The organism is Bradyrhizobium sp. 521_C7_N1_3 (assembly GCF_052075975.1).
Lineage (GTDB): Bacteria > Pseudomonadota > Alphaproteobacteria > Rhizobiales > Xanthobacteraceae > Bradyrhizobium > Bradyrhizobium japonicum.
The window spans coordinates 9,973,600-9,993,747 of sequence record NZ_CP197232.1 but is presented as its reverse complement, the minus strand read 5'-3'; the positions used below and the strand labels follow the sequence as shown (position 1 = coordinate 9,993,747).

General features: G+C 65.1%; 19 protein-coding genes. 5 read left to right on the top strand and 14 right to left on the bottom strand.

Features of this window, described 5'->3' with window-relative positions; translation table 11 throughout:
• Positions 1-139: 139 nt before the first annotated feature.
• Positions 140-1,477 carry an MFS transporter gene (locus AB7008_RS47465; RefSeq protein ID WP_304492044.1) on the top strand — a complete coding sequence of 446 codons (1,338 nt, stop codon included), beginning with the start codon at positions 140-142 and terminating at the stop codon, positions 1,475-1,477.
• Between the two features lie 188 nt (positions 1,478-1,665).
• Here the strand turns inward: AB7008_RS47465 and AB7008_RS47460 are convergent, their stop codons facing one another.
• From AB7008_RS47460 to soxX, 11 genes are all read right to left on the bottom strand, one after another.
• Complete coding sequence (locus AB7008_RS47460; RefSeq protein WP_441261088.1) at positions 1,666-3,381, bottom strand: N-acyl-D-amino-acid deacylase family protein; 1,716 nt, start codon at positions 3,379-3,381, stop codon at positions 1,666-1,668.
• A 206-nt stretch (positions 3,382-3,587) separates the two neighbouring features.
• Positions 3,588-4,796 (bottom strand): MFS transporter, encoded by a 1,209-nt coding sequence (locus tag AB7008_RS47455; RefSeq protein WP_441261087.1) that lies wholly within the window; start codon positions 4,794-4,796, stop codon positions 3,588-3,590.
• 279 nt (positions 4,797-5,075) lie between these two features.
• Positions 5,076-5,243: a hypothetical protein gene (locus AB7008_RS47450; RefSeq protein ID WP_248880468.1), complete on the bottom strand. Its 168-nt coding sequence runs from the start codon at positions 5,241-5,243 to the stop codon at positions 5,076-5,078.
• 82 nt (positions 5,244-5,325) lie between these two features.
• Positions 5,326-6,363 carry an MBL fold metallo-hydrolase gene (locus AB7008_RS47445; RefSeq protein ID WP_212450360.1) on the bottom strand — a complete coding sequence of 346 codons (1,038 nt, stop codon included), beginning with the start codon at positions 6,361-6,363 and terminating at the stop codon, positions 5,326-5,328.
• Positions 6,364-6,721: 358 nt separating this feature from the next.
• Positions 6,722-7,177 carry a DsrE family protein gene (locus AB7008_RS47440; protein WP_304492041.1) on the bottom strand — a complete coding sequence of 152 codons (456 nt, stop codon included), beginning with the start codon at positions 7,175-7,177 and terminating at the stop codon, positions 6,722-6,724.
• Positions 7,174-8,925 (bottom strand): thiosulfohydrolase SoxB, encoded by a 1,752-nt coding sequence (gene soxB / locus AB7008_RS47435; protein ID WP_441261086.1) that lies wholly within the window; start codon positions 8,923-8,925, stop codon positions 7,174-7,176. Before soxB ends, AB7008_RS47440 begins: the two co-directional genes overlap by 4 nt.
• A gap of 56 nt (positions 8,926-8,981) precedes the next feature.
• Complete coding sequence (locus AB7008_RS47430; protein WP_028151965.1) at positions 8,982-9,287, bottom strand: hypothetical protein; 306 nt, start codon at positions 9,285-9,287, stop codon at positions 8,982-8,984.
• Positions 9,284-10,147, bottom strand: a complete 864-nt coding sequence (soxA, locus tag AB7008_RS47425) for a sulfur oxidation c-type cytochrome SoxA (RefSeq protein WP_441261085.1) — start codon at positions 10,145-10,147, stop codon at positions 9,284-9,286. The genes AB7008_RS47430 and soxA overlap by 4 nt, the downstream gene beginning before the upstream one ends.
• Positions 10,147-10,458, bottom strand: a complete 312-nt coding sequence (gene soxZ, locus AB7008_RS47420) for a thiosulfate oxidation carrier complex protein SoxZ (protein ID WP_304492038.1) — start codon at positions 10,456-10,458, stop codon at positions 10,147-10,149. Before soxZ ends, soxA begins: the two co-directional genes overlap by 1 nt.
• Positions 10,459-10,554: 96 nt before the next feature.
• Positions 10,555-11,040, bottom strand: coding sequence for a thiosulfate oxidation carrier protein SoxY (soxY, locus tag AB7008_RS47415; protein WP_028155217.1), 486 nt, complete (start codon positions 11,038-11,040; stop codon positions 10,555-10,557).
• 25 nt (positions 11,041-11,065) lie between these two features.
• Positions 11,066-11,422, bottom strand: a complete 357-nt coding sequence (soxX, locus tag AB7008_RS47410; protein ID WP_028151969.1) for a sulfur oxidation c-type cytochrome SoxX — start codon at positions 11,420-11,422, stop codon at positions 11,066-11,068.
• Between the two features lie 247 nt (positions 11,423-11,669).
• Between soxX and AB7008_RS47405 the strand changes: the two genes are divergently transcribed.
• A complete protein-coding gene (locus AB7008_RS47405) occupies positions 11,670-12,341 on the top strand; it encodes a DUF938 domain-containing protein (RefSeq protein ID WP_441261084.1) in 672 nt (223 codons plus the stop codon).
• A 115-nt stretch (positions 12,342-12,456) separates the two neighbouring features.
• On the opposite strand, the gene AB7008_RS47400 is transcribed toward AB7008_RS47405, so the two are convergent.
• Positions 12,457-14,523 carry a prolyl oligopeptidase family serine peptidase gene (locus AB7008_RS47400; RefSeq protein ID WP_441261083.1) on the bottom strand — a complete coding sequence of 689 codons (2,067 nt, stop codon included), beginning with the start codon at positions 14,521-14,523 and terminating at the stop codon, positions 12,457-12,459.
• Between the two features lie 186 nt (positions 14,524-14,709).
• On the opposite strand from AB7008_RS47400, the gene AB7008_RS47395 reads away from it, so the two are divergent.
• Both AB7008_RS47395 and AB7008_RS47390 read left to right on the top strand, forming a co-directional pair.
• Positions 14,710-15,957: an MFS transporter gene (locus AB7008_RS47395; RefSeq protein WP_441261082.1), complete on the top strand. Its 1,248-nt coding sequence runs from the start codon at positions 14,710-14,712 to the stop codon at positions 15,955-15,957.
• Positions 15,958-16,232: 275 nt separating this feature from the next.
• On the top strand, positions 16,233-17,471 hold the full coding sequence (locus AB7008_RS47390; protein ID WP_441261081.1) for an MFS transporter: 1,239 nt from the start codon (positions 16,233-16,235) through the stop codon (positions 17,469-17,471).
• Between the two features lie 127 nt (positions 17,472-17,598).
• Here the strand turns inward: AB7008_RS47390 and AB7008_RS47385 are convergent, their stop codons facing one another.
• Positions 17,599-18,093 (bottom strand): VOC family protein, encoded by a 495-nt coding sequence (locus AB7008_RS47385; protein ID WP_441261080.1) that lies wholly within the window; start codon positions 18,091-18,093, stop codon positions 17,599-17,601.
• Positions 18,094-18,183: 90 nt separating this feature from the next.
• Positions 18,184-18,729 (bottom strand): carboxymuconolactone decarboxylase family protein, encoded by a 546-nt coding sequence (locus AB7008_RS47380; protein ID WP_014491220.1) that lies wholly within the window; start codon positions 18,727-18,729, stop codon positions 18,184-18,186.
• 136 nt (positions 18,730-18,865) lie between these two features.
• On the opposite strand from AB7008_RS47380, the gene AB7008_RS47375 reads away from it, so the two are divergent.
• Positions 18,866-20,065, top strand: a complete 1,200-nt coding sequence (locus tag AB7008_RS47375; RefSeq protein ID WP_212107960.1) for an acyl-CoA dehydrogenase family protein — start codon at positions 18,866-18,868, stop codon at positions 20,063-20,065.
• Positions 20,066-20,148 lie beyond the last annotated feature (83 nt).

The following is a 20,148-nucleotide window of genomic DNA, read 5'->3' as shown; positions in this document are numbered from 1 at the left end:
GCGCCGGACGGAATTAACTCAATGCTGCGTAGCACACTTGCCGTGGAAATGCCGGGGTTGCGTTGGCCTTGAAGCCGTTGTTAGCTCCCAAGACGGCCAAATCAAAAACGTGCCGACAAAAAGACATACGGGGAGATTGATGAGCGCTCAGGGAACGCCCGACGTTGCGGGCAGGACGGCAGGGGAAGGCAAGGCAACGCCGAAGGGCGCCTGGACCGTCACTTTTCTCCTCTTTCTCTTCATGGTGGTGAACTTCGCGGACAAGATCGTCGTCGGTCTCGCCGGCGTGCCGATCATGACCGACCTGAAGCTCGACGCCGAGCAATTCGGCCTGCTCGGCTCCTCGTTCTTCTTCCTGTTCTCGATCTCGGCCATCGTGGTCGGCTTCATCGTCAACAAGGTGCCGACGCGCTGGGTGCTGCTGACGCTGGCGGTGATCTGGGCGCTCGCGCAGTTCCCGATGGTCGGCACCGTCTCGTTCACCACGCTCCTGATCTGCCGCATCGTGCTCGGCGCGGGCGAGGGACCTGCCTTCTCGGTCGCAGCGCACGCCATCTACAAATGGTTCCCCGACGAGAAGCGCACGCTGCCGACCGCGATCCTGTCGCAAGGATCGGCCTTCGGCGTCATCCTCGCCGTGCCGGCGTTGAACTGGGTCATCGTCAATCATTCCTGGCACTACGCCTTCGGCGCGCTTGGCGTCGTCGGCCTGCTCTGGGTCTGTGCCTGGCTGATGTTCGGCAAGGAAGGCCCGCTCGAGGACACGCAGGTTCTCGCCGTCACGGAGCCGAAAATCCCTTATGTGCAGCTGCTGACCTCGCGCACCTTCCTCGGCTGCGTGATCGCGACCTTCGGGGCCTATTGGGCGCTGTCGCTCGGCCTCACCTGGTTCACGCCGTTCATCGTCAAGGGCCTGGGCTTCTCGCAGAGCCAGGCCGGCTTCGTCTCGATCCTGCCCTGGGTGTTCGGCGCCACAATCGTCATCCTCACGGGCTGGATCTCGCAGGTGATGATGGCGCGCGGCTACACGACGCGCATCTCGCGCGGCGTGCTCGGCTCGGTGCCGCTGATCATCGGCGGGCTGATCCTGGCGATGATGGCGCATGTTCAGGGCGCGGGCCTGCAGATCGCGATGCTCGTCGTCGGCTCCGGCCTGTGCGGCGCGATCTATGTCGTCTGCCCGCCGATGCTCGGCGAGTTCACCCCGGCCTCGCAGCGCGGTGCGGTTATCGCGATCTACGGCGCGCTGTACACGCTGTCGGGCATCATCGCGCCGAGCGTGATGGGCGCCGTGATCCAGCGCGCCGGCAACATGGTCGACGGCTACCTGACCGGCTTCACCATCAACGCGGTGGTGATGGTCGGCTCTGGTGTCATCGGCCTGCTGCTGCTGTGGCCAAACACGGAAAAGGCCAGGCTGACCCGCGGTGCGGCCCCGCAAGGCGCAGCACTGAAGGGCGCGGTCTCGCCGACGTAAGGAGGCGCTTTCTTACCCTCCCCTGGAGGGGGAGGGTCGATCGCGCGCAGCGCGAGCGGGGTGGGGTGATCCCTCCGCTCGGGCACTGTTGGATGTGGAGAGACCGTCACCCCACCCCGTCTCACATTTCGCTACGCTCCATGTGAGCCGACCCTCCCCCTCCAGGGGAGGGTAAGCGGCAAGCTCGCTTAATTCATCCCCTGCGCACCCCGGATCAACTTCCCCGGCCGGCGTCCCGTGGCCTCACCGTGCCGCCGCGTCACCACGCCCGACACGATCGTCGCCTCATAGCCGTCGACATCCTGCAACAGCCGCCGCCCGCCGACCGGCAGATCGTAATGCACTTTCGGCGGATGCAGATGCAGCCGATCGTAGTCGATCACGTTGACGTCGGCTTTGGAGCCGGGCGCGACGAGCCCGCGATCGGTGAGGCCGACCGAGAGCGCGGTCTTGCGCGACTGCGCGGCGACCACGAAGGGGATCGTGAGCTTCTCGCCGCGCGTGCGGTCGCGGGTCCAGTGCGTCAGCAGATAGGTCGGGAAGCTCGCGTCGCAGATGATGCCGCAATGCGCGCCGCCGTCGGAGAGGCCGGGCACCGATTGCGGATCGATCAGCATCTCCCGTGTCGCGTCGAGATTGCCGTCGGCATAGTTGAGGAAGGGCACGTAGAGCATGCCCTTGCCCTCATCCGACAGCATCGCATCGTAAGCGAGCTCTTCCGGCTGGCGGCCCTGCTTGCGCGCCTGCGGGCCCAGCGCGTTCTCCGGCGGCTGCTCGTAATCGGGGGGATCGCCGAGCAGGAACATCTTGTCGTAGTTGGGCCGGAAGAACAGCGGATCGTCGGTCGCGGTCGCCGTCTCGCTCAGGATCGCCTTGCGTACCTCCGGCTGATGCAGCCGCGCCAGCCGTTCCTTCAGCGGCAGATGTGCGATCGCCTTGTAGCTCGGATGGGTCTGGAACGGATTGCGCGACAGCTCGAGCCCGAGCAGCAGGCCGACCGGGCGCGCCGCGATCTGCGCGGTGATGGAAAGGCCGCGCCTGGCGGCCGCATTGATCTCGTCCAGCGTCTGGCGCCAGCGCTGTGGCGCCTTGTCGTTCTGCGTGATCGAGAACGAGATCGGGCATTTGGTGGCGTCGGCCACCCGCAGCATCATCGGCAGATCTTCGTGGAGGGTGGAGAGGTCGAGCACGAATTGCAGCACGCTGCGGCCCTCGCGATGCATCGCGCCGGCAATCGCGGTGAGCTCGTCCTCGCCGGCCTTCAGCGTCGGCGTGAAATCGCCGGTCGAGGTGCGGTGGTTGAGCGTGCGCGAGGTCGAGAAACCGAGTGCGCCGGAGCGCACCGCCTCGCCCGCGAGCTTCGCCATCGCCGCGTTGTCTTCCGCCGTCGAAGGATCGCGGCGCGCGCCGCGCTCACCCATGACATAGACGCGTAGCGCGGCATGCGGCAGCTGCGCGCCGACGTCGATATCGAAATCGCGCTTCGACAGCCAGTTCATGTAGTCCGGAAAGCTCTCCCAGGCCCAGGGAATGCCGGCGCTCAGCACCGGCTCCGGAATGTCCTCGACGCCCTCCATCAGCTGGATCAGGCGGGTGTGGTCGGCGGGCTTGCACGGCGCGAAGCCGACGCCGCAATTGCCCATGATCGCCGTGGTGACGCCGTTCTGCGACGACGGCGTGATGTCCTGGCTCCAGGTGACCTGGCCGTCGTAATGGGTGTGCACGTCGACGAAGCCCGGTGTCACCAGTTTTCCGCGCGCGTCGATCTCTTCTTGTCCCTTCGTGGAGATCTTCCCGACCTCGGTGATCTTGCCGGCAGTGATGGCGACATCCGCCTCGAACAATTCGCCGCCGCTTCCATCCGCGACGGTGCCGCCGCGGATCACGAGATCAGGGGTGCTCATGGTGTTTCTTCCCAGTTTGTTGTTTTGCGTTTCTCTATCCGTCGTCCCGGACAAGCGGAGCGCAGATCCGGGACCCATAACCACAGGGAGTAGCTTCGCGAAGACTCGGAGTGACCAGCTTCGCGCGATGATTGCTCCCTGTGGTTATGGGTCCCTGCGTTCGTGCGCAATTGCGCACTAGGCAGGGACGACGACTGAATTCTTGGCTACGCCTTGGATTGCGGCTTCCGCTCCGTGAACGGCGACAGCACCACGGTTGCGACCATGAAGATCACGGACGCCCCGAACACCCAGTGCGGCGCGCTCTGGTCCATGATCCAGCCGAACAGCAGCGGGCTGACGATGCCGCCGAGATTGAAGCCGGTGGAGACGATGCCGAAGGCGCGGCCGGCCGCGCCCGGAGGCGCGGCATTGCGCACCAGCATGTCGCGCGAGGGCGCGATCACGCCGGAGAGGAAGCCCGCCATCATCATCGCGGCCGTCAGTATCCAGCCGGGCAGCGTGACCAGCGCGATCAGCAGCACGATCGCTGCGTTCGCGGCAAAGCAGGCGGCTGCGACATAGCCGTGGCGCGCGGTGTGGTCGGCCAGGAAGCCGCCGGCGAGCACGCCTGCGGCGCTGGCGGCGAGGAACGCGGTGAGCGCGACGTTGGCGGCGGAGTAGGACGCGCCGTAGCCGCTCATCAGCGCCACCACGCCGAAATTGTTGATGCCGGCGACCGACAGGCTGAGCAGCATGAACAGGGCGGTGAGCGTGATCAGCGCCGGCGTGATCACGGCCTGCTTCGGCGCGTTCTCGTTGCCCGGCTTGGTCTTGTGCGCGCCGGCGTCGGGAATGTTCATGACGACCAGCAGCAGGGCCACCAGCACGGCGATCGCGCCCGACGCGATCAGCGCACCCGTGCCGCCGGAGACGGTGACGAGCGCGGCGACGATCGCCGGCGCCACGGCGCCGCCGAGATAGCCGGCAAAGGTGTGGACCGAGAAGGCGCGGCCCATCCGCGCTTCATCCATGTGCTCGGCCAGGATGGCGTAGTCGGCGGGGTGGTAGACGCTGTTGGCGAGACCCAGCAGCACCGCGCAGGCAATCAGCGAGGCATAGCTGAGATGTAGGCCGAGCAGGATCAGCGCGAAGCCGCCGAGCGCGAGCCCGCCCAGCAGGATCTTGCGTGCGCCAAAATGGTCGACGAGATAGCCGGTCGGCGCCTGCGTCAGGCCGGATACGACCGCTGATACGGTGAGCGCGAAGCCGAGCTCAATATAGCCGACGCCGAGCTGGCTCTTCAGGAACGGAAACAGCATCGGCAGGACCAGCAGATGGAAATGGCTGACCCAATGCGCGATCGAAATCCCGGTCAGCGTGCGCAGCGCGCTGTCCGCCTTGCCTTGTTGCGGTGCAGCGAGAACGTCGACCATTGCAGTTCCGTTTCACGTCCTAAGGGGGACGCGCAAACTATCGGGCAGAGCCGTTATTTGTCCATGAACGCGGGCGCATGGCAGGTAGCGCGCACGCATCCCGCTGTCGTCCCTGCGAACGCAGGGACCCATACCGCGGGATCCATCGATCGTGGTTGGTCGCAGTACCGAACGACGACCCCCCGCCAAACTACTGCCTGGGATTATGGGTCCCTGCGTTCGCAGGGACGACAGCGGAGAGTGTGGCGTCAGGGTCGGGTCAAAACCAGCACCGATCCCTCACAACGGCTCGTCATCATTGCCGTAGCGGTCGCGTTTCGGCGTCGCGATGTCGCCGTCGTCGCAATCGTCGTCGTCGAGCGGAGGCGGGGGCTTCTTCGCCCTGTCGTCCGCTTGCTTGTCATCAGCGACTTTGGGCGGCTTGCCCGGCTTGCCAGTCTTGGCCATGGGTGATCCCGGATGGTGATGCCTCACCCGCTTCTACCCCGAAAATATGTGCGGTTCCTGACTTACCGCAAGAAGGGGGGCGTCAGTGCACCACAGGCCCGCCGGCCTTCTTCCAGGCATCGATGCCGCCGGCGATGTGGGCGGTGTTGGAAAGACCGGCTTCCTTGGCGGCGGCCACCGCCATCGCCGAGCGTTCGCCGAAGGCGCAGAAGAACACGACGCGGCGGCCGGTGGCGGCCGCGACCTCGCGCAGCATGCCGCCGGGCTTCAGGCTGTCTTCGACGGACGGGTAGGGCGTATGCAGCGCGCCTTCGAGCATGCCGTGCTTCAACCGCTCATTGGTCTCGCGCAGATCGACCAGCAGGATATCGGGACGGCCGAGGATGCGGATCGCCTCGACGGCGCTGACTGCGCGGCCCTCTTTCTCCAACTGCTCCTGATGCAGGCCGACATGCATGTTGGCGGGCACCGCGACGTCCATCATCTTCGGATTGGGCAGCTTCAGGTTCGCCATCAGCTCGATATATTCGTCGACCGAACGCACCTGGAGCCGCGGATTGTAGCGCCTCTCCTCGCCGATGGTGGAGACGGTGTCGCCCTTGTAGTCATGCGCCGGGAACACCATCGTCTCGTCCGGCAGCTTGAGCAGGCGATTGAAGATCGAATCGTATTGCGCGCGCGACGAGCCGTTCTGGAAATCGGTGCGGCCGGTGCCGCGGATCAGAAGTGTGTCGCCGGTGAAGACGCGGTCGCCCATCAGGTAGGAGTAGGAATCGTCGGTGTGGCCGGGCGTGTACATCACGTCGAGCGACAGGCCCTCGATCGTCACCTTGTCGCCGTCGGCGACCCGCATCGCCACCACGTCAGCCTTGGTCTGGTCGCCCATCACGGTCATGCAATGGGTGCGGTCGCGCAGCTCGCCGAGGCCGGTGACGTGGTCGGCATGGAGATGGGTGTCGACGGCTTTCACCAGCTTGAGGTCGAGCTCGCGCAGCAGCTGGCAATAGCGGTCGACCTTCTCCAGCACGGGATCGAGGATCAGCGCCTCGCCGCCGGGGCGGCTGGCGAGGACATAGCTGTAGGTGCCCGAAACGCTGTCGAAGAGCTGGCGAAAGATCATGGCAAGACCCGGCGTGGATTGATTTCGAGGATTCTACTACGCCGCTGGCCAAAAAGAGAAGCAATTCACTGTGTAGAGAGTGAAATTTAGAAAATTCTTACTTTGCGTGATGGGGTGGGGGGCGGTTTTGCCGCAAATCCTCGCCCCACCACCGCTGTCATCGCCCGCGAGGGCGGGCGATCCAGTATTCCAGAGGCAGTGGTGGGATACGGAGGGGCCGCGGCGTACTGGATTCCCCGCTTGCCGCCTGCGCTAAAGCTTCGGCGCCCCTAGACCTCAGCCCCGGCGAAGCCTTGGCGTAGCCGGGTCGCGGGGAATGACACCGAGGGTGTCGCGGCGTCGTGCCACGGCCGAAGGCTCAGGGCCGCACCACCGTGTACCCATTCTCAGCCAGGAACAGGATCTGCCCGACCCCCACCTGCACCGGCGTCGCAGCGGGGATGAACTCCGGCCGTTTTCCGCTCTCCCGCTCGATCGTGTCGAGCGTGTTGAGGCAGATATCGAAGCGCACGCCCTGTGCGATCAGGCTTTCGACCTGCTTGCGGCGTTCGCTGCCGGTGAACAGGAGATCAATGCCGGGGCCGAACGCCACCACCTCGATCGCGACCTTGTCGGGATCGTAGGCCTTCAGGAGATTGTTGGCGACGCTCAGCACCAGCGCGTGCTTCTTCACATCGCCGTCGGAGAGCTGAAGCACGATCCTGTGCTCGGCGAACGGCTTGTCCTGGAGCGGCACCTGCTGTGCCGAGGCCCATGGCGTGGCGAAGGTGAGCGCCGCCAGCAGCATCGCGCGACAGATCTGCCACCGCATCATCCCTGTCCTGCAATGCCTGGATTGCCCTCGACGCCCTTCAGCGTCACGCCGGAGCCGAGTCGCTCCTGAAACATCCGGCCCGAGCGCAGATATTTGGCGACGACATCCCACACGGGTGCGCCCTGCTGGCCGTTGACCGAGGCCCAGCCCGCGACCTTGTAGCGGTGGCTCGCGCTGAGCGCCTTGCCGCCATTGAGCTTCAGCTCGGAGATGCGGCTGCCGACCGTACCCGTTGGCGTGCAGGTGTAGCTGAGCCCGCCGGCGCGCACCATGTCGCCGCCCTGCTGGTAATAGGGGTCGGGGTTGAAGAGGTTGTCGCAGATGTCCTCCAGCACATCCTTGATCTGGGCGCCGGTCATCTCCTGCACATAGGTCTCGGGATAGGTGATCGCGGTTTCCGCGAGCACATCCTCCATGGTCAGCGGCTGGCCGGACAGTGCGGTGACGCCCCAGCGGAAGCCCGGCGACAGTGCGATCTCGGCGTCGAGCTCGCTGCGCAGCGCGGTGCAGATCAGCTCGTCGACGGGGCCGGCGAAATTGTCGCGGCGATACAGCAGGCGGTCGGGCGTTGCGATCTTCTCCGACCAGTCGGTCACATGCGGCGCGCGCACCCGGCCGATCAGCTCGGCCATGCCAGGGTCGGGCTTCAGCAACTCGGAATAGACCGGCAGCAGATGGTACCTGACATCGCCGACCTTGCCCTTGTCGAGCGCAAGATCGAGGACGCCGAGGAATTTTCCGTTGGAGCCGGCATTGGTGACGAGCGTCGTGCCACTGGCGTTCTTCACCGCGATGGGCTGCGGGATCGCATCATGGGTATGGCCGCCGAGGATGACGTCGATGCCGGTGACGCGGCTCGCGAGCTTGAGATCGACGTCCATGCCGTTGTGCGACAGCAGGACGACCGCATCGACCTTCTCGGTGGCGCGCAAGGCATCGACATGCTTCTGCAACTCCTCCTCGCGGATGCCAAAAGTCCAGTCCGGCGTGAACCGCTTGGGATGCGCGATCGGCACATAGGGGAAGGCCTGGCCGATGATCGCAACGCGATGGCCGCCGAGCTCCTTGATCATCGAAGGCTTGAACACGCGCCCGCTCGCCTTGTCGAAGGCGGGAGCGTCGTTGAACGCGGCTTCCTCGGTCAGGAAGACGTTCTGCGCCAGAAATTCGCCCTTGAAGCGCTCGAGATTGTCGCGCAGCGCCTGCTCGCCATAGGTGAATTCCCAATGCCCGGTCATCGCCTCGATGCCGAGCAGATTGGCGACCTCGACCATGTCGCGGCCCTGCATGACGTTGGCAAGACCCGTGCCCTGCCAGAGGTCGCCGCCGTCGACGAGCACGGAGTGCTTTTCGCCGGCATCGCCGCGCAAGCGATCGATCAGTGTCTTCAGATGGGCGAAGCCGCCGAGCTTGCCGAAGCGGCCCGCGGACTTCTCGAATTCGAAACAGCTGAAGGCATAGGCATCGGCGCTGTCCGAGCGGATCCCGAACCGTTCGAGGAAGGCGCGGCCAACCAGATGCGGCGGCCGTCCTGCCATCTCACCGATGCCGATATTGACGCTGGGCTCGCGGACATAGACTGGGTTGAGCTGCGCATGCGTGTCGGTGGTGTGCAGGATGCGCGCATTGCCGAACCGTTCGAGGTCGTAAATGCTCGCGGTCTCGGCGCCGCGCGCGAGCCGCGGCAGGCTGAGCGATGTGGCGACAGCAGCGGTGCTCTTCAGGAAATCGCGGCGGCGGATGGCCATCCAGAAATTCTCCGCGCCTCTCAACGGCAATTCGACGGTTCCACGAGATTTTTAGTCTAGCGGATTTCCATCGCCTTCCACGCCTCTTTTTCAGACGTGGCCTGGAAGATCGAGGCCTTCGCCAGCGCCTCGGCCTCCTTCGAAGCGGCAACCGCGCGGTCGAAATCGCCGCCGTCGGCCGCCTTCTTGGCTGCCGCCAGCGCAGATACGGTCACGGTCCACTGGTTGCGCATGCCGGCTGCCTCCTTGGAGGCGGCCTCCGCGGCGGCATAGGCCGCTTTGTAGTCCGCCTCGTTTGCCGCGCGCGCTGCCGGCGCGAGGCTCAATGCGAGCAACATGGCGAGAGGAAGTGACAGCTTCATGGCCGCGCTCCCGGCCCTGAAATCGGCAGGCCGTTGGCGACGTAGGACAGGAAATATTCGACGTCGCGATATTCATCGGCCTGCGGCTCCAGCGGAACCGCGCGGGTCTGGCTGTTACAGGTGACGAAGCGGCGGCTGGTGGTGCCCATGCCGCTCCATTCGGAGCGGTAGATCGGCATCGCGTTCAGAATGCCGAGCGCCGGTGCCAGGATCTCGGCGCGGATGCGCTCGCCCGGGCTCTGCACATGGCAGCTCGCGCAGGAGAAATTCATCTGGCCGCGGCGCGTATAGAAGTAGCGCTTGCCGTTCTCGTACGCGGCGAGCGCGCGGGGATCATCGGGAATCTTGATGTCCATCGGCTTGCCGCGCGAGGTGAACGCCATGTAGGCGGTCAGCGAGGCCATCTCGTCCTTGACGTAGGAGTAGGGCGCCTCGCCATTGGCCTCGCGGCAGCGGTTGAGCGCGAGCTCCAGCGTGACGACCTTGCCTTCCCCAGTGTCGAAGTAAGGATAGTTCTGGCGGATGCCGATGCCGCCGTTCGGGAAGCAGTCGGCATAGGTCTTGCCGTTCCTGAACGGGGTCGCGAACATCTCCTTGCCGGCGTCGAGCGCGAACTCGTAGGGCGGGAATTCCTCCTTCTCCTGCCACTGCCGCTTCATGTCCTCGTTCATCGAATAAGGACCGTTGACGAAATCCTCGTGCTTCACGGTCGGAAACTTCTGGAAGAAGAAGTTCTGGAACGCTTTCGCATCGGCGACGGGATCGACCTTGTCGGCCGCGATCACGCGCGGAGAGGTGAGGGCGAACGCGACCAGCGCGGCGCTCACCGAACCAAGCAGGAGACAGAAGCGGACATTCATCACGAAATCTTCGCGGTGGTCGTGTCCGACCCGCCCTTGCTGTCGGTCCAGGAGACCTTGAGCTCGTCGCCCTTCTTGGCGCCCTTGAAGCTGAACTTGACGTAGGGGTCCTTGGAGACCGCGGTGCCCCAATCGGCGACGAAGACGTCCTTGCCGTTACATTCGAACTTCAGTCGCTGGATGAAGTGCGCCGGAATCACCTCGCCCTTGGCGTCCTTGACCAGGCCGGTGTCCATGGGGTGCTGGATCAGCGCCTGCACCTCGGTGATGTCGCCGTTGGCCGTGGCGCGGACGCGAATGCTGGATGCCATCTCGATTCTCCTTCAGAGCATGATCCGGAAAAGTGTGAAGCGGTTTTCCGCCCAGATCATGCTCAAAATAAAAAGCTAAAGCGCAAGCATCGCGCTTTAGCCGCCGCAGCCGCCGACTGTGACTTTGACTTCCTTGGTCGCGCTGTAGAGCTTGCCGTCGGCTTCCACGATCGCGGTCACGTTGGTGGTCTTGGCCATCTTCAGGCGGTTGGCGACAGCGGGGACCGTGCCATCGGGAATCTTGTAGCTTGCCGCGAGCGCGTTCGGATTCTCGGCCACGAAGAACGAGATCGAGGTGACCTTGTCGAGCGTCGTCGTCACCGAGATCGGCACCACGCCGCCGTTCTCGGCGATCTCGGGTGCGTCGAGCTTGACCTTGTCGGACGGCTCGGCGGTCTTGCCGTAGAGCGCCTTGATCGCGTCCGCCTCGCTCTTCTGCTTGAATGCCTCTTCCGGATATTTGTCATTGGCCGCTGCACGCGCCGGCGCGAACGGCAGGTTGCCGAGGCCGAGCAGCGCGACGCCGGCTGCGCCCTGAAGGATCAGGCGCCGCGTCGGATGAGGGCCGGTGGTCGTGGTCATCGGAGGTCTCCTGGCGTGCCTGAAGTCACAAGGTCTGGAGGAAATCAACGATCGCGCTGATCTCCTGCTCGGTCAAAATCCGGTTCCGGCCGAACGGCGGCATCATGGTCTGCGGATTGCGCTTGGTCTCGTCGAAGATGATCGCGACCAGCTCGTTGCGATCAGGGTATTTTGACTTGATGTCCTTCAGCTCCGGCCCGATCGTTCCCGGCAGGTCGCCGCCCTTGATGACGTGGCAGGTCAGGCAATTGCCCTTGCCGCGGTCGAAGGCGAGCTTCTGGCCGTCGGCCACGGCGGATTGCGCCCGTGCAGGGCCTGCGGCAAGGCCGGCGGCGATCGCCAGCAGGACGTAAAGGACGGGCGTCCGTGGAAAGGCGGTCAAGGCGTCATTCCGAGGCGTTATGTCGATGATCTCGTTCGCGGAAATATAGTGTTCCAAAGCACAAAGGGCATCGGCTGACAATCAAGACTATGCGCGCGGCAAAATGGAGTTAATATCTTCCGCATTGCAACTAAAGAGACTACTTGTTCGGCGGATTCAGGCTAGGAGCGCTGGCCGGCTGTTTTCGGGGCGTTTGGGCGCCCATCGTGTTTTTTTCCCGTTCTCGTTTTTTTCAAGGGGACCTCAATTGGCTGAATATGTCGTCGAATTTGGCAGGGACGGCGGACGGGTCGAGCCGGATGGGCGGCTCGATGCACCGGCATTTCATCGCAATCACGAGCCGCTCTGGGCGGCGCTGGAAAAGCATCTCGCCGGCCTGACCGGCGACGTCGTCGAGCTCGGCAGTGGAACCGGCCAGCACGTGGTCCATTTCGCCCAGCACACGCCCGGCCTGATCTGGTGGCCGAGCGACCTCAACCAGCGCCACCTCAAGAGCATCGAGGCCTGGCGCGTTCATTCGGGCCTGCAAAACATCCGCTCGCCGCTGCGGATCGATCTCACTGACCCCGACTGGTGTCCGGAGATGCGAAGCGGGGAGGGCCCGACGAGTCTGGCCGCATTGTTCTGCGCCAACGTGATCCACATCGCACCGTGGAGCGTGGCCGAGGGCCTGTTCGCCGGCGCCGGCCGCTACTTGCGGGCCGACGGCAAGCTGTTCCTCTACGGCCCGTTCAAGCGCGACGGCAAGCACACCGCGCTCAGCAATGCCGTGTTCGACACCTCCTTGCGCGAAGGCAATCCCGAATGGGGCGTGCGTGATATCAGCGACGTCGAGACGCTCGCGCGCAGCGCCGGCCTTCGCCTCGTCGACACGATCGAGATGCCGGCGAACAATCTGACGCTGGTGTTTGCGCGCTAGGAGTTCGTCATGCCCGGGCTTATCCCGGGCATCCGCGTTTTTCGTGCGGCGGGGTAAGGCGTGGATGGCCGGGTCAAGCCCGGCCATGCGATGCGGAAGCATCAGCGCCCGAACGCTAGTCTTCGTCCTTCCACCCGATCCTGTCCTTCAAGAACCGGAAGCCGATCACCTCGAACCCCGCGCGCTCCTTGTTGTCCTTGCCGTAGCCGTGGCCGCCCGCTTCCGGCTCGTAGAACCAGGCCTCGTAGCCCATCGCCTGCAGCTTTGCGGCCATCTTGCGCGCGTGGCCGGGATGAACGCGGTCATCGCGCCGTGTCGTGGCGATCAGGATCGGCGGATAGGACTGGCCGGCCTTCACATTGTGATAGGCCGAGTAGGTCTTCAGCCACTCCCACTCTTCGGGCTTGTCTGGGTCGCCATATTCCGCGATCCAGCTCGCGCCCGCGAGCAGTTTCGTGTAGCGGCGCATGTCGATCAGCGGAATGGTGCAGAACAGCGCGCCGAAGCGCTCGGGGTAACGCACCAGCATGTTGGTGATGAGGATGCCGCCGTTCGACCCGCCCTGCGCCGCGATCCGCTTTGGCTTCGTCACGCCGCGTCGCACGAGATCGGCGGCGACGGCCGCGAAATCGTCGTGCGAGAGTTTCTTGCCGGCGAGGCGCCCGGCATCGTGCCAGCGGGTGCCGAACTCGCCGCCGCCGCGCAAATTCGCCTGCACGATGGTGCCGCCGCGCTCGAGCCACAGCTTGCCGAGCGAGGGGTTGTAGTACGGCTTCACCGCATGGGCGAAGCCGCCATAGGCGCTCATATAGACCGGCGCATCGCCGGTCTCGCCGGTGGGACCCGTCTGGACATAGGGAATGCGCTCGCCGTCGATCGAGATCGCCTCGTGCTGTGTGACCGCGAGGCCGTCGGCGGTGAACGTCTTCGGCGCCTGCTTCAGCACGGTCGGGCTTGCGACGCCGCGCTCCAGCAACAGCAGCGACGGCGGCGTAAGCGGATCCTGCACATTGGCGAGCAGGTCGCCATTGCTCTCGGACGGATGGCGATCGAGCGGCCAGATGTCGACGACGCCGATCTCGGGGAGGCCGGGAAGCGTCTCGCGGCTCCAGCCCGTCGCTGATGGCGTGCAGATCTCGAAGCGCGGCCTGAGTTCGTCGAGGATCGACAGCACCAGCTTGCCGTCCGCCCAGAACAGGCCTTGCAACGCGCGTCGCGGCGCCGGCTCGAACAGGACCGCGAAATCGCGGTGGCCGGCGAGGAACGCGGAGAGCGAGATGCCGAGCACGGTGTCGGTGGCATAGGTCCGCCCCTCGACCTGCCAGTCCTTGCGCAGCTTCATCGCGAACCAGTCGCGATGGGCCTGCATCCAGATGCCGGTCGGCAGATCGAGCTTCGTCGTCGTGCCGGCCGCATCGCGCAGCCAGATCGCGTGATTGAAGAAATCGATCTGGTCGACGATCCACACCCGCGGCGCCGGTCCCGTGTCGTCGGCCATGCCTGACATCGCCATGTGATCGGCCGTGGTCTCGAGGATCATTTGCGCCTGATCGAAGGGCTGGCCGCGCCGCCACACGCGAACGGTCCGCGAATATCCGGAAGCAGTCGCCATGCCCTCGCCATGGGCGCTCGACAGCAGCAGCGTATCGGCATCGATCCAGTCCACGCCGCCCTTGGCCTCCGGCAGCGTAAAACCGCCCGCGACGAAGCTTTTCGTGTCGAGGTCGAATTCCCGCAAGGTGACGGCGTCGCTGCCGCCGCGCGACAGGCTCAGAATCGCCCGCGGGCGTCCCGGCATCGTGGCGATCCCGCTCAGCAGCCAGTCCTCGCCTTCGCTCGCCGCGAGCTGGTCGATGTCCAGCATGATCTCCCACGCCGGATGCGGTTTGCGAAATTCCGTCAGCGTGGTTCGCCGCCACAGGCCGCGCGGATTGGTGGCGTCCTTCCAGAGATTGTGCAGGTCGGCGCCGCGCCGGCTGACATAGGGGATGTTGTCGGGACGATCGTAGATCGCCGCGAGGACATCGCGGTCGCGCTCGAACGCCGCGCCCCCGAACGCGGCGAGCGTCAGTTGATTCTGCCGCGCGACGAAATCGAGCGCCTGCTTGCCTTCGATCTCCTCCAGCCAGAGCCAGGGATCGTCATCGGGAGCGCTGAGCGTGGGCCGGTCGTCGACGGACATGAACGATACTCCCAAGGATCGCGGCGGATAGGATTTGATCGAGCGCAAGCCGTCAAGCGCGCGGGCGGGTATCATCCGCCCGATTGCGTCAGCGGCATGGCCTGCGCCCGTTTGCGCCGGTTGCCCGCCCTCCCACGCCCCTCCATAGTGCCGGGAATCAACAAGTCCTCACGGGCGGAAATGCCGATGTTAGACGTGACTACAGCCCACCAAATCGCTGCCGACGCCCGCGTGCGTGCCAATGTGGTGCGCCTTGCCGCGGCGCAAGCGCTGACCGGCGCCAACTCGGCGGTGATCTTCGCCACCGGCTCGATCGTCGGCGCGACGCTCGCGCCCGACATGTCGTTCGCGACGGTGCCGATCTCGATGTATGTGCTGGGGCTTGCCGCCGGCACGCTGCCGACCGGTGCGATCTCGCGCCGCTTCGGCCGCCGCGCAGCCTTCATCGTCGGCACGGGTCTGGGCACGCTCACCGGCCTGTGCGGCTCGTTTGCGATCCTGCATGCATCGTTCGCGCTGTTTTGCGTCGCGACCTTCCTCGGCGGCCTCTACGGCGCGGTGGCGCAATCCTATCGCTTCGCCGCCGCCGACGGCGCCAGCGCGGCCTACCGACCCAAGGCGGTGTCCTGGGTGATGGCGGGCGGCGTGTTCGCCGGCGTGCTCGGTCCGCAGCTCGTGCAATGGACCATGGACGTCTGGTCGCCCTATCTGTTCGCCTTCAGCTTCCTGGTGCAGGCTGCGGTGGCGCTGGTGGCGATGGGCATCGTCGCCGGCGTCGACATGCCGAAACCGGCACCGGCAGATCTGCACGGCGGCCGGCCGCTGCTCGACATCGTGACCCAGCCGCGCTTCATCGCGGCCGCGCTGTGCGGCGTCATCTCCTATCCCATGATGAACCTGGTGATGACCTCGGCGCCGCTCGCCATGAAGATGTGCGGCCTCAGTGTCAGCGATTCCAACTTCGGCATTCAATGGCACATCGTCGCCATGTACGGCCCGAGCTTCTTCACGGGCGCACTGATCTCCCGCTTCGGCGCGCCTGTCATCGTGGCTGCCGGCCTGCTGCTGGAGGCCGTGGCCGCCGGCATCGGTCTCTCCGGCCTCACAGCGATGCATTTCTGGGCCACGCTGATCGTGCTCGGCGTCGGCTGGAATTTCTCCTTCATCGGCGCCTCCGCGCTGGTGCTCGAGACGCACCGGCCGCAGGAGCGCAACAAGGTGCAGGCCTTCAACGATTTCCTGGTGTTCGGCATGATGGCGATCGGCTCGTTCTCCTCCGGCCAGCTGCTGGCGAATTACGGCTGGTCCGCGGTGAACATGGTGGTATTCCCGCCGGTGGTGCTCGGCCTCGCCGTGCTGTCGCTGGCGTCCTGGGCCCGCCGCCGCAAGGCACGGCTGGACGCGGCGATGGGCGAGTTCCCGGATGCGATCTGACGCATGATCCGGAAAAGTGCGCAGCGGCTTTCCGATCAGATCATGCTCAATAGGTTGGCGGGAGGCTGTCAGCAGCGTTGATACTTCGATCGCGGTCGAAGTGATTTTCTGGAGCGCGGTTGTTACATGATTCTCGTCATGAACCTGCTTGTCGGGCCATCAACGTCCTTCAATTTCTGCCGCCATTCCGGGGCCCCCGAAGGGTGAACCCGGAATCTCGAGATTCCGGGTTCGATGCTTCGCATCGCCCCGGAATGACGGCGAGGAGCAAAGAAATGCTCGACAATCCGCGTCCCCCCGCGCCCATCGACGAATCTTCCCTCCGCTACGAAGGCTGGCGCATCGTCGCGGTCTGCTTCCTGCTCGCGACCTTCGGCTGGGGGCTCGGTTTCTACGGCCAGAGCGTCTATGTCGCCGAGCTCCAGCGCGCGCGGGGCTGGCCGGCCTCGCTGATCTCCTCGGGCACGACGTTCTTCTATCTGTTCGGTGCGCTGCTCGTCGTCTTCGTCGGCGAGGCCGTCAGAAAATATGGCCCGCGGCTCTGCCTGATCGCCGGCACGCTGGCGATGGCGGCGGCCGCGGTCGCGATCGGCGCGGTGCGCGAGCCCTGGCAGCTCTATCTCGCCGACGCCGTGCTCGCCTTCGGCTGGGCCGGCACCAGTCTCGCCATGATCACCAACACGATCAGCCTGTGGTTCGACCAGAAGCGCGGCATGGCGATCAGCCTGGCCCTCAACGGCGCCAGTTTCGGCGGCATCGTCGGCGTGCCGCTGCTGGTGACCCTGATCGGCCACATCGGTTTCGCCAGCGCGATGTACGCGGCCGCCGGCGCCATGCTGGTGTTGCTGCTGCCGGTGATCCTCCTTCTCGTCGGCCGGCCGCCCGATCTTCACGGCTGGCACGCGACGGCGAGGGCGAAGCCGCAATCGTCAACGGAAATCCGCGCATGGGCATTGCGCGACGTCGGGTTCCTCACGGTGACGATTGCGTTCGCGCTGGTGCTGTTCGCGCAGGTCGGCTTCATCGTGCACCTGATCTCGTTCCTCGATCCCGTGATCGGCCGCGAGCGCGCGGCGGTGGCGGTCGCGGTGCTGACCGCGATGGCCGTGATCGGCCGCGTGCTGTTCTCGATGGTGATCGATCGCCTCAACCAGCGGCTTGCCTCGGCGCTGTCGTTCCTCAGCCAGGCGGCGGCGCTTTGCGTCGTCATCAATTTGCACAACGACTATGTGCTGATCGCGGCCTGCGCGGTGTTCGGCTTCTCGGTCGGCAATCTCATCACGCTGCCGTCGCTGATCGTGCAGCAGGAATTCGACTCCGCCTCGTTCGGCGTGCTGATCAGCCTCAATACGGCGATCAACCAGGTGACCTACGCGTTCGGCCCCGGCGTCGTCGGCTTCCTGCGCGATTGGTCCGGTGGTTATACGTTGCCGTTCTATCTGTGTATTGCGCTGGAGGTGGCGGCCGCGGCGCTGATCATGGTGCGGGCGAGGCCGCGAGCGAAAACGGCGTAGAGGCGCGACGGCGCCTCAACACACTCCGTCATTGCGAGCGCAGCGAAGCAATCCAGACTGCCACTGCGGAAAGATTCTGGATTGCTTCGTCGCTTCGCTTCTCGCAATGACGAGGAGAGAGCGGAGTTTACGTCTCGCGCTGCTTCAGCAACGCCTCGACATCCAGCCGCTTCGTGAACATCGCAAGCTTGCCATCCGGCCCGAGCGGCCATTGCTCTCTCGGCTTGTCCCAGTAGAGCTCCACGCCGTTCTCGTCGGGATCGCGTAGATACAGCGCTTCGCTGACGCCGTGATCGCTGGCGCCGTCGAGCGCAATGCCGGCCGTGAGCACGCGATGCAGCGCGTCCGCCAGCGCCGGCCGCGTCGGATAGAGGATCGCGGTGTGGAAGAGGCCCGTCGTGCCCGGCGGCGGCGGCGAGCCGCCCTTGCTCTCCCAGGTGTTGAGCCCGATGTGGTGATGATAGCCGCCGGCCGAGATGAACGCCGCGCCCGAGCCCATGCGCTGCATCAGCTCGAAACCAAGCACGCCGCAGTAAAAGCCGAGCGCACGATCGAGATCGGCGACCTTGAGATGAACGTGGCCGATCCTTGTGCCGGCATGGACGGCTGGGCTTTGCGACATGGTGCTGCTCCGTTGACCAACTCCAAATAAGGCCGGCTCCGGGACAGTGCTACCTGCCTGTCCCGAAACCCATCGTTTCCGGATACGAAACTATGAGAGCTCCGGCACCTCGCCCTCCGGCAGCTCGAACTCGAACGTGTTCAGCGTCATGGACACCATTGTGTAATAGCCGCACAGCCCGATCACCTCGACCACGCCGCGCTCGCTGAGGACCTTCACCGCGGCATCGTAGAGGCCCTTCTCGACGCCATGGCCTTCATGCAGCGACTTCGCGACGTCGTAGATCATCTGGCCCTTGGGATCGTCGAAGACAGGCGTGCGGCGGTCGCGGATCGCGTCGATGATCTCAGGATCCATGCCGCCCTGGAGCGCCAGGCGCTTATGCGCATACCATTCGTAATGTGCAGTCCAGTGCCGCGCCGTCACCAGGATCGCGATCTCCGAAAGCTTGGCGGGGAATATCGTGTCGTAGCGCAGCACTTCGCCGAGCCGCGTGGCGTGACGGGCCATGTCGGGGCTGTTGAGCCAGGCCATCATCGGCGCCGGCGGCTTGCCGCGCTTGCCGGCAATCGACTCGTCATAGGTCTGCCGCTGGCTCTCGTTCATTTCGCCAGGCGAAAGGAGTTTCAGGCGCATTGTTATTTCCTCTTTGTTTTCAAGCTCGCCGTGGCGGCGACTATAGCCGAATGCAGCGCCACGGAAGTGGTTGAATTCCACGGTGCGATGGCCCAGAGTCGCGCCCAACAAGTCTTTTTGATTGATGGAAACGACCATGAGCGAATCTGAAGCCGCCGATCTCGAACAATTCCGCGAGCAAACGCGCGCCTGGCTGGAAGCCAACTGCCCGCTGGAGATGCGCAAGCCCGTGACCTCTGATACCGACGTGTTCTGGGGCGGACGCAATACGAAATTCGCGTCCGAGCCGCAGCGCATCTGGTTCGAGCGCATGCGCGACAAGGGCTGGACCGTGCCGGACTGGCCCAGGGAATACGGCGGCGGTGGCCTCAGCGCCGCCGAGCACAAGGTGCTGCGCGCCGAGATGGCCAGGATGGGCGCGCGGCCGCCGCTGTCGAGCTTCGGCATCTGGATGCTGGGGCCGGCGCTGCTCAAATACGGCAACGAGGCGCAGAAAAAGGAGCACCTGCCGAAGATCGCGGCGGGCCTGATCCGTTGGTGCCAGGGCTATTCCGAGCCGAACGCCGGCTCCGATCTCGCCTCGCTCCAGACCCGCGCCGAGAGCGACGGCGACGATTTCGTCATCACCGGCTCGAAGATCTGGACGTCTTACGCCAATTACGCCGACTGGATCTTCTGCCTGGTCCGCACCGATCCCGCGGCGAAGAAGCACGACGGCATCAGCTTCATCCTGTTCGACATGGCCTCGAAGGGCGTCTCGACCAAGCCGATCCTTTTGATCTCGGGCTATTCGCCGTTCTGCGAAACCTTCTTCGACGGTGTCCGCGTGCCGAAGTCGCACGTCGTCGGCACCGTCAACCGCGGCTGGGACGTCGCAAAATATCTGCTCCAGCATGAGCGCGCGATGATCTCAGGCATGGGCGAGCGCGGCGTCGGCCGACCGCTCGGCCAGATCGCGGCGGATTCCGTCGGCACCGATGCACAAGGCAAGCTCGACGATTCCATGCTGCGCGGCCGGATCGCGAGCTTCGACGTCGACGAGGCCGCGCTCGCCGCCTGCGCCGAACGCGCGGTCGATCTCGCCAAGGCCGGCCAAGCGCATCCGGCGTTCTCGTCCGCGATGAAATATTACGGCACCGAGCTCAACAAGCGCCGCCACGAGATCCTGATGTCGGCCGGTGGCGTCAACGCGCTGGAATGGGAGAGCGAGCGCTCCCGGCAAGGCGCCCGCCCGCGCGCCTGGCTGCGCACCAAGGCCAACTCGATCGAGGGCGGCACGACGGAGGTGATGCTCGGCATCGTCGCCAAGCGCATCCTGGATTTGCCGGGGGCCTAACCGTCGTTCCGGGGCGGTCCGCAGGACCGAACCCGGAACCTCGAGATTCCGGGTTCGATGCTGCGCATCGCCCCGGAATGACA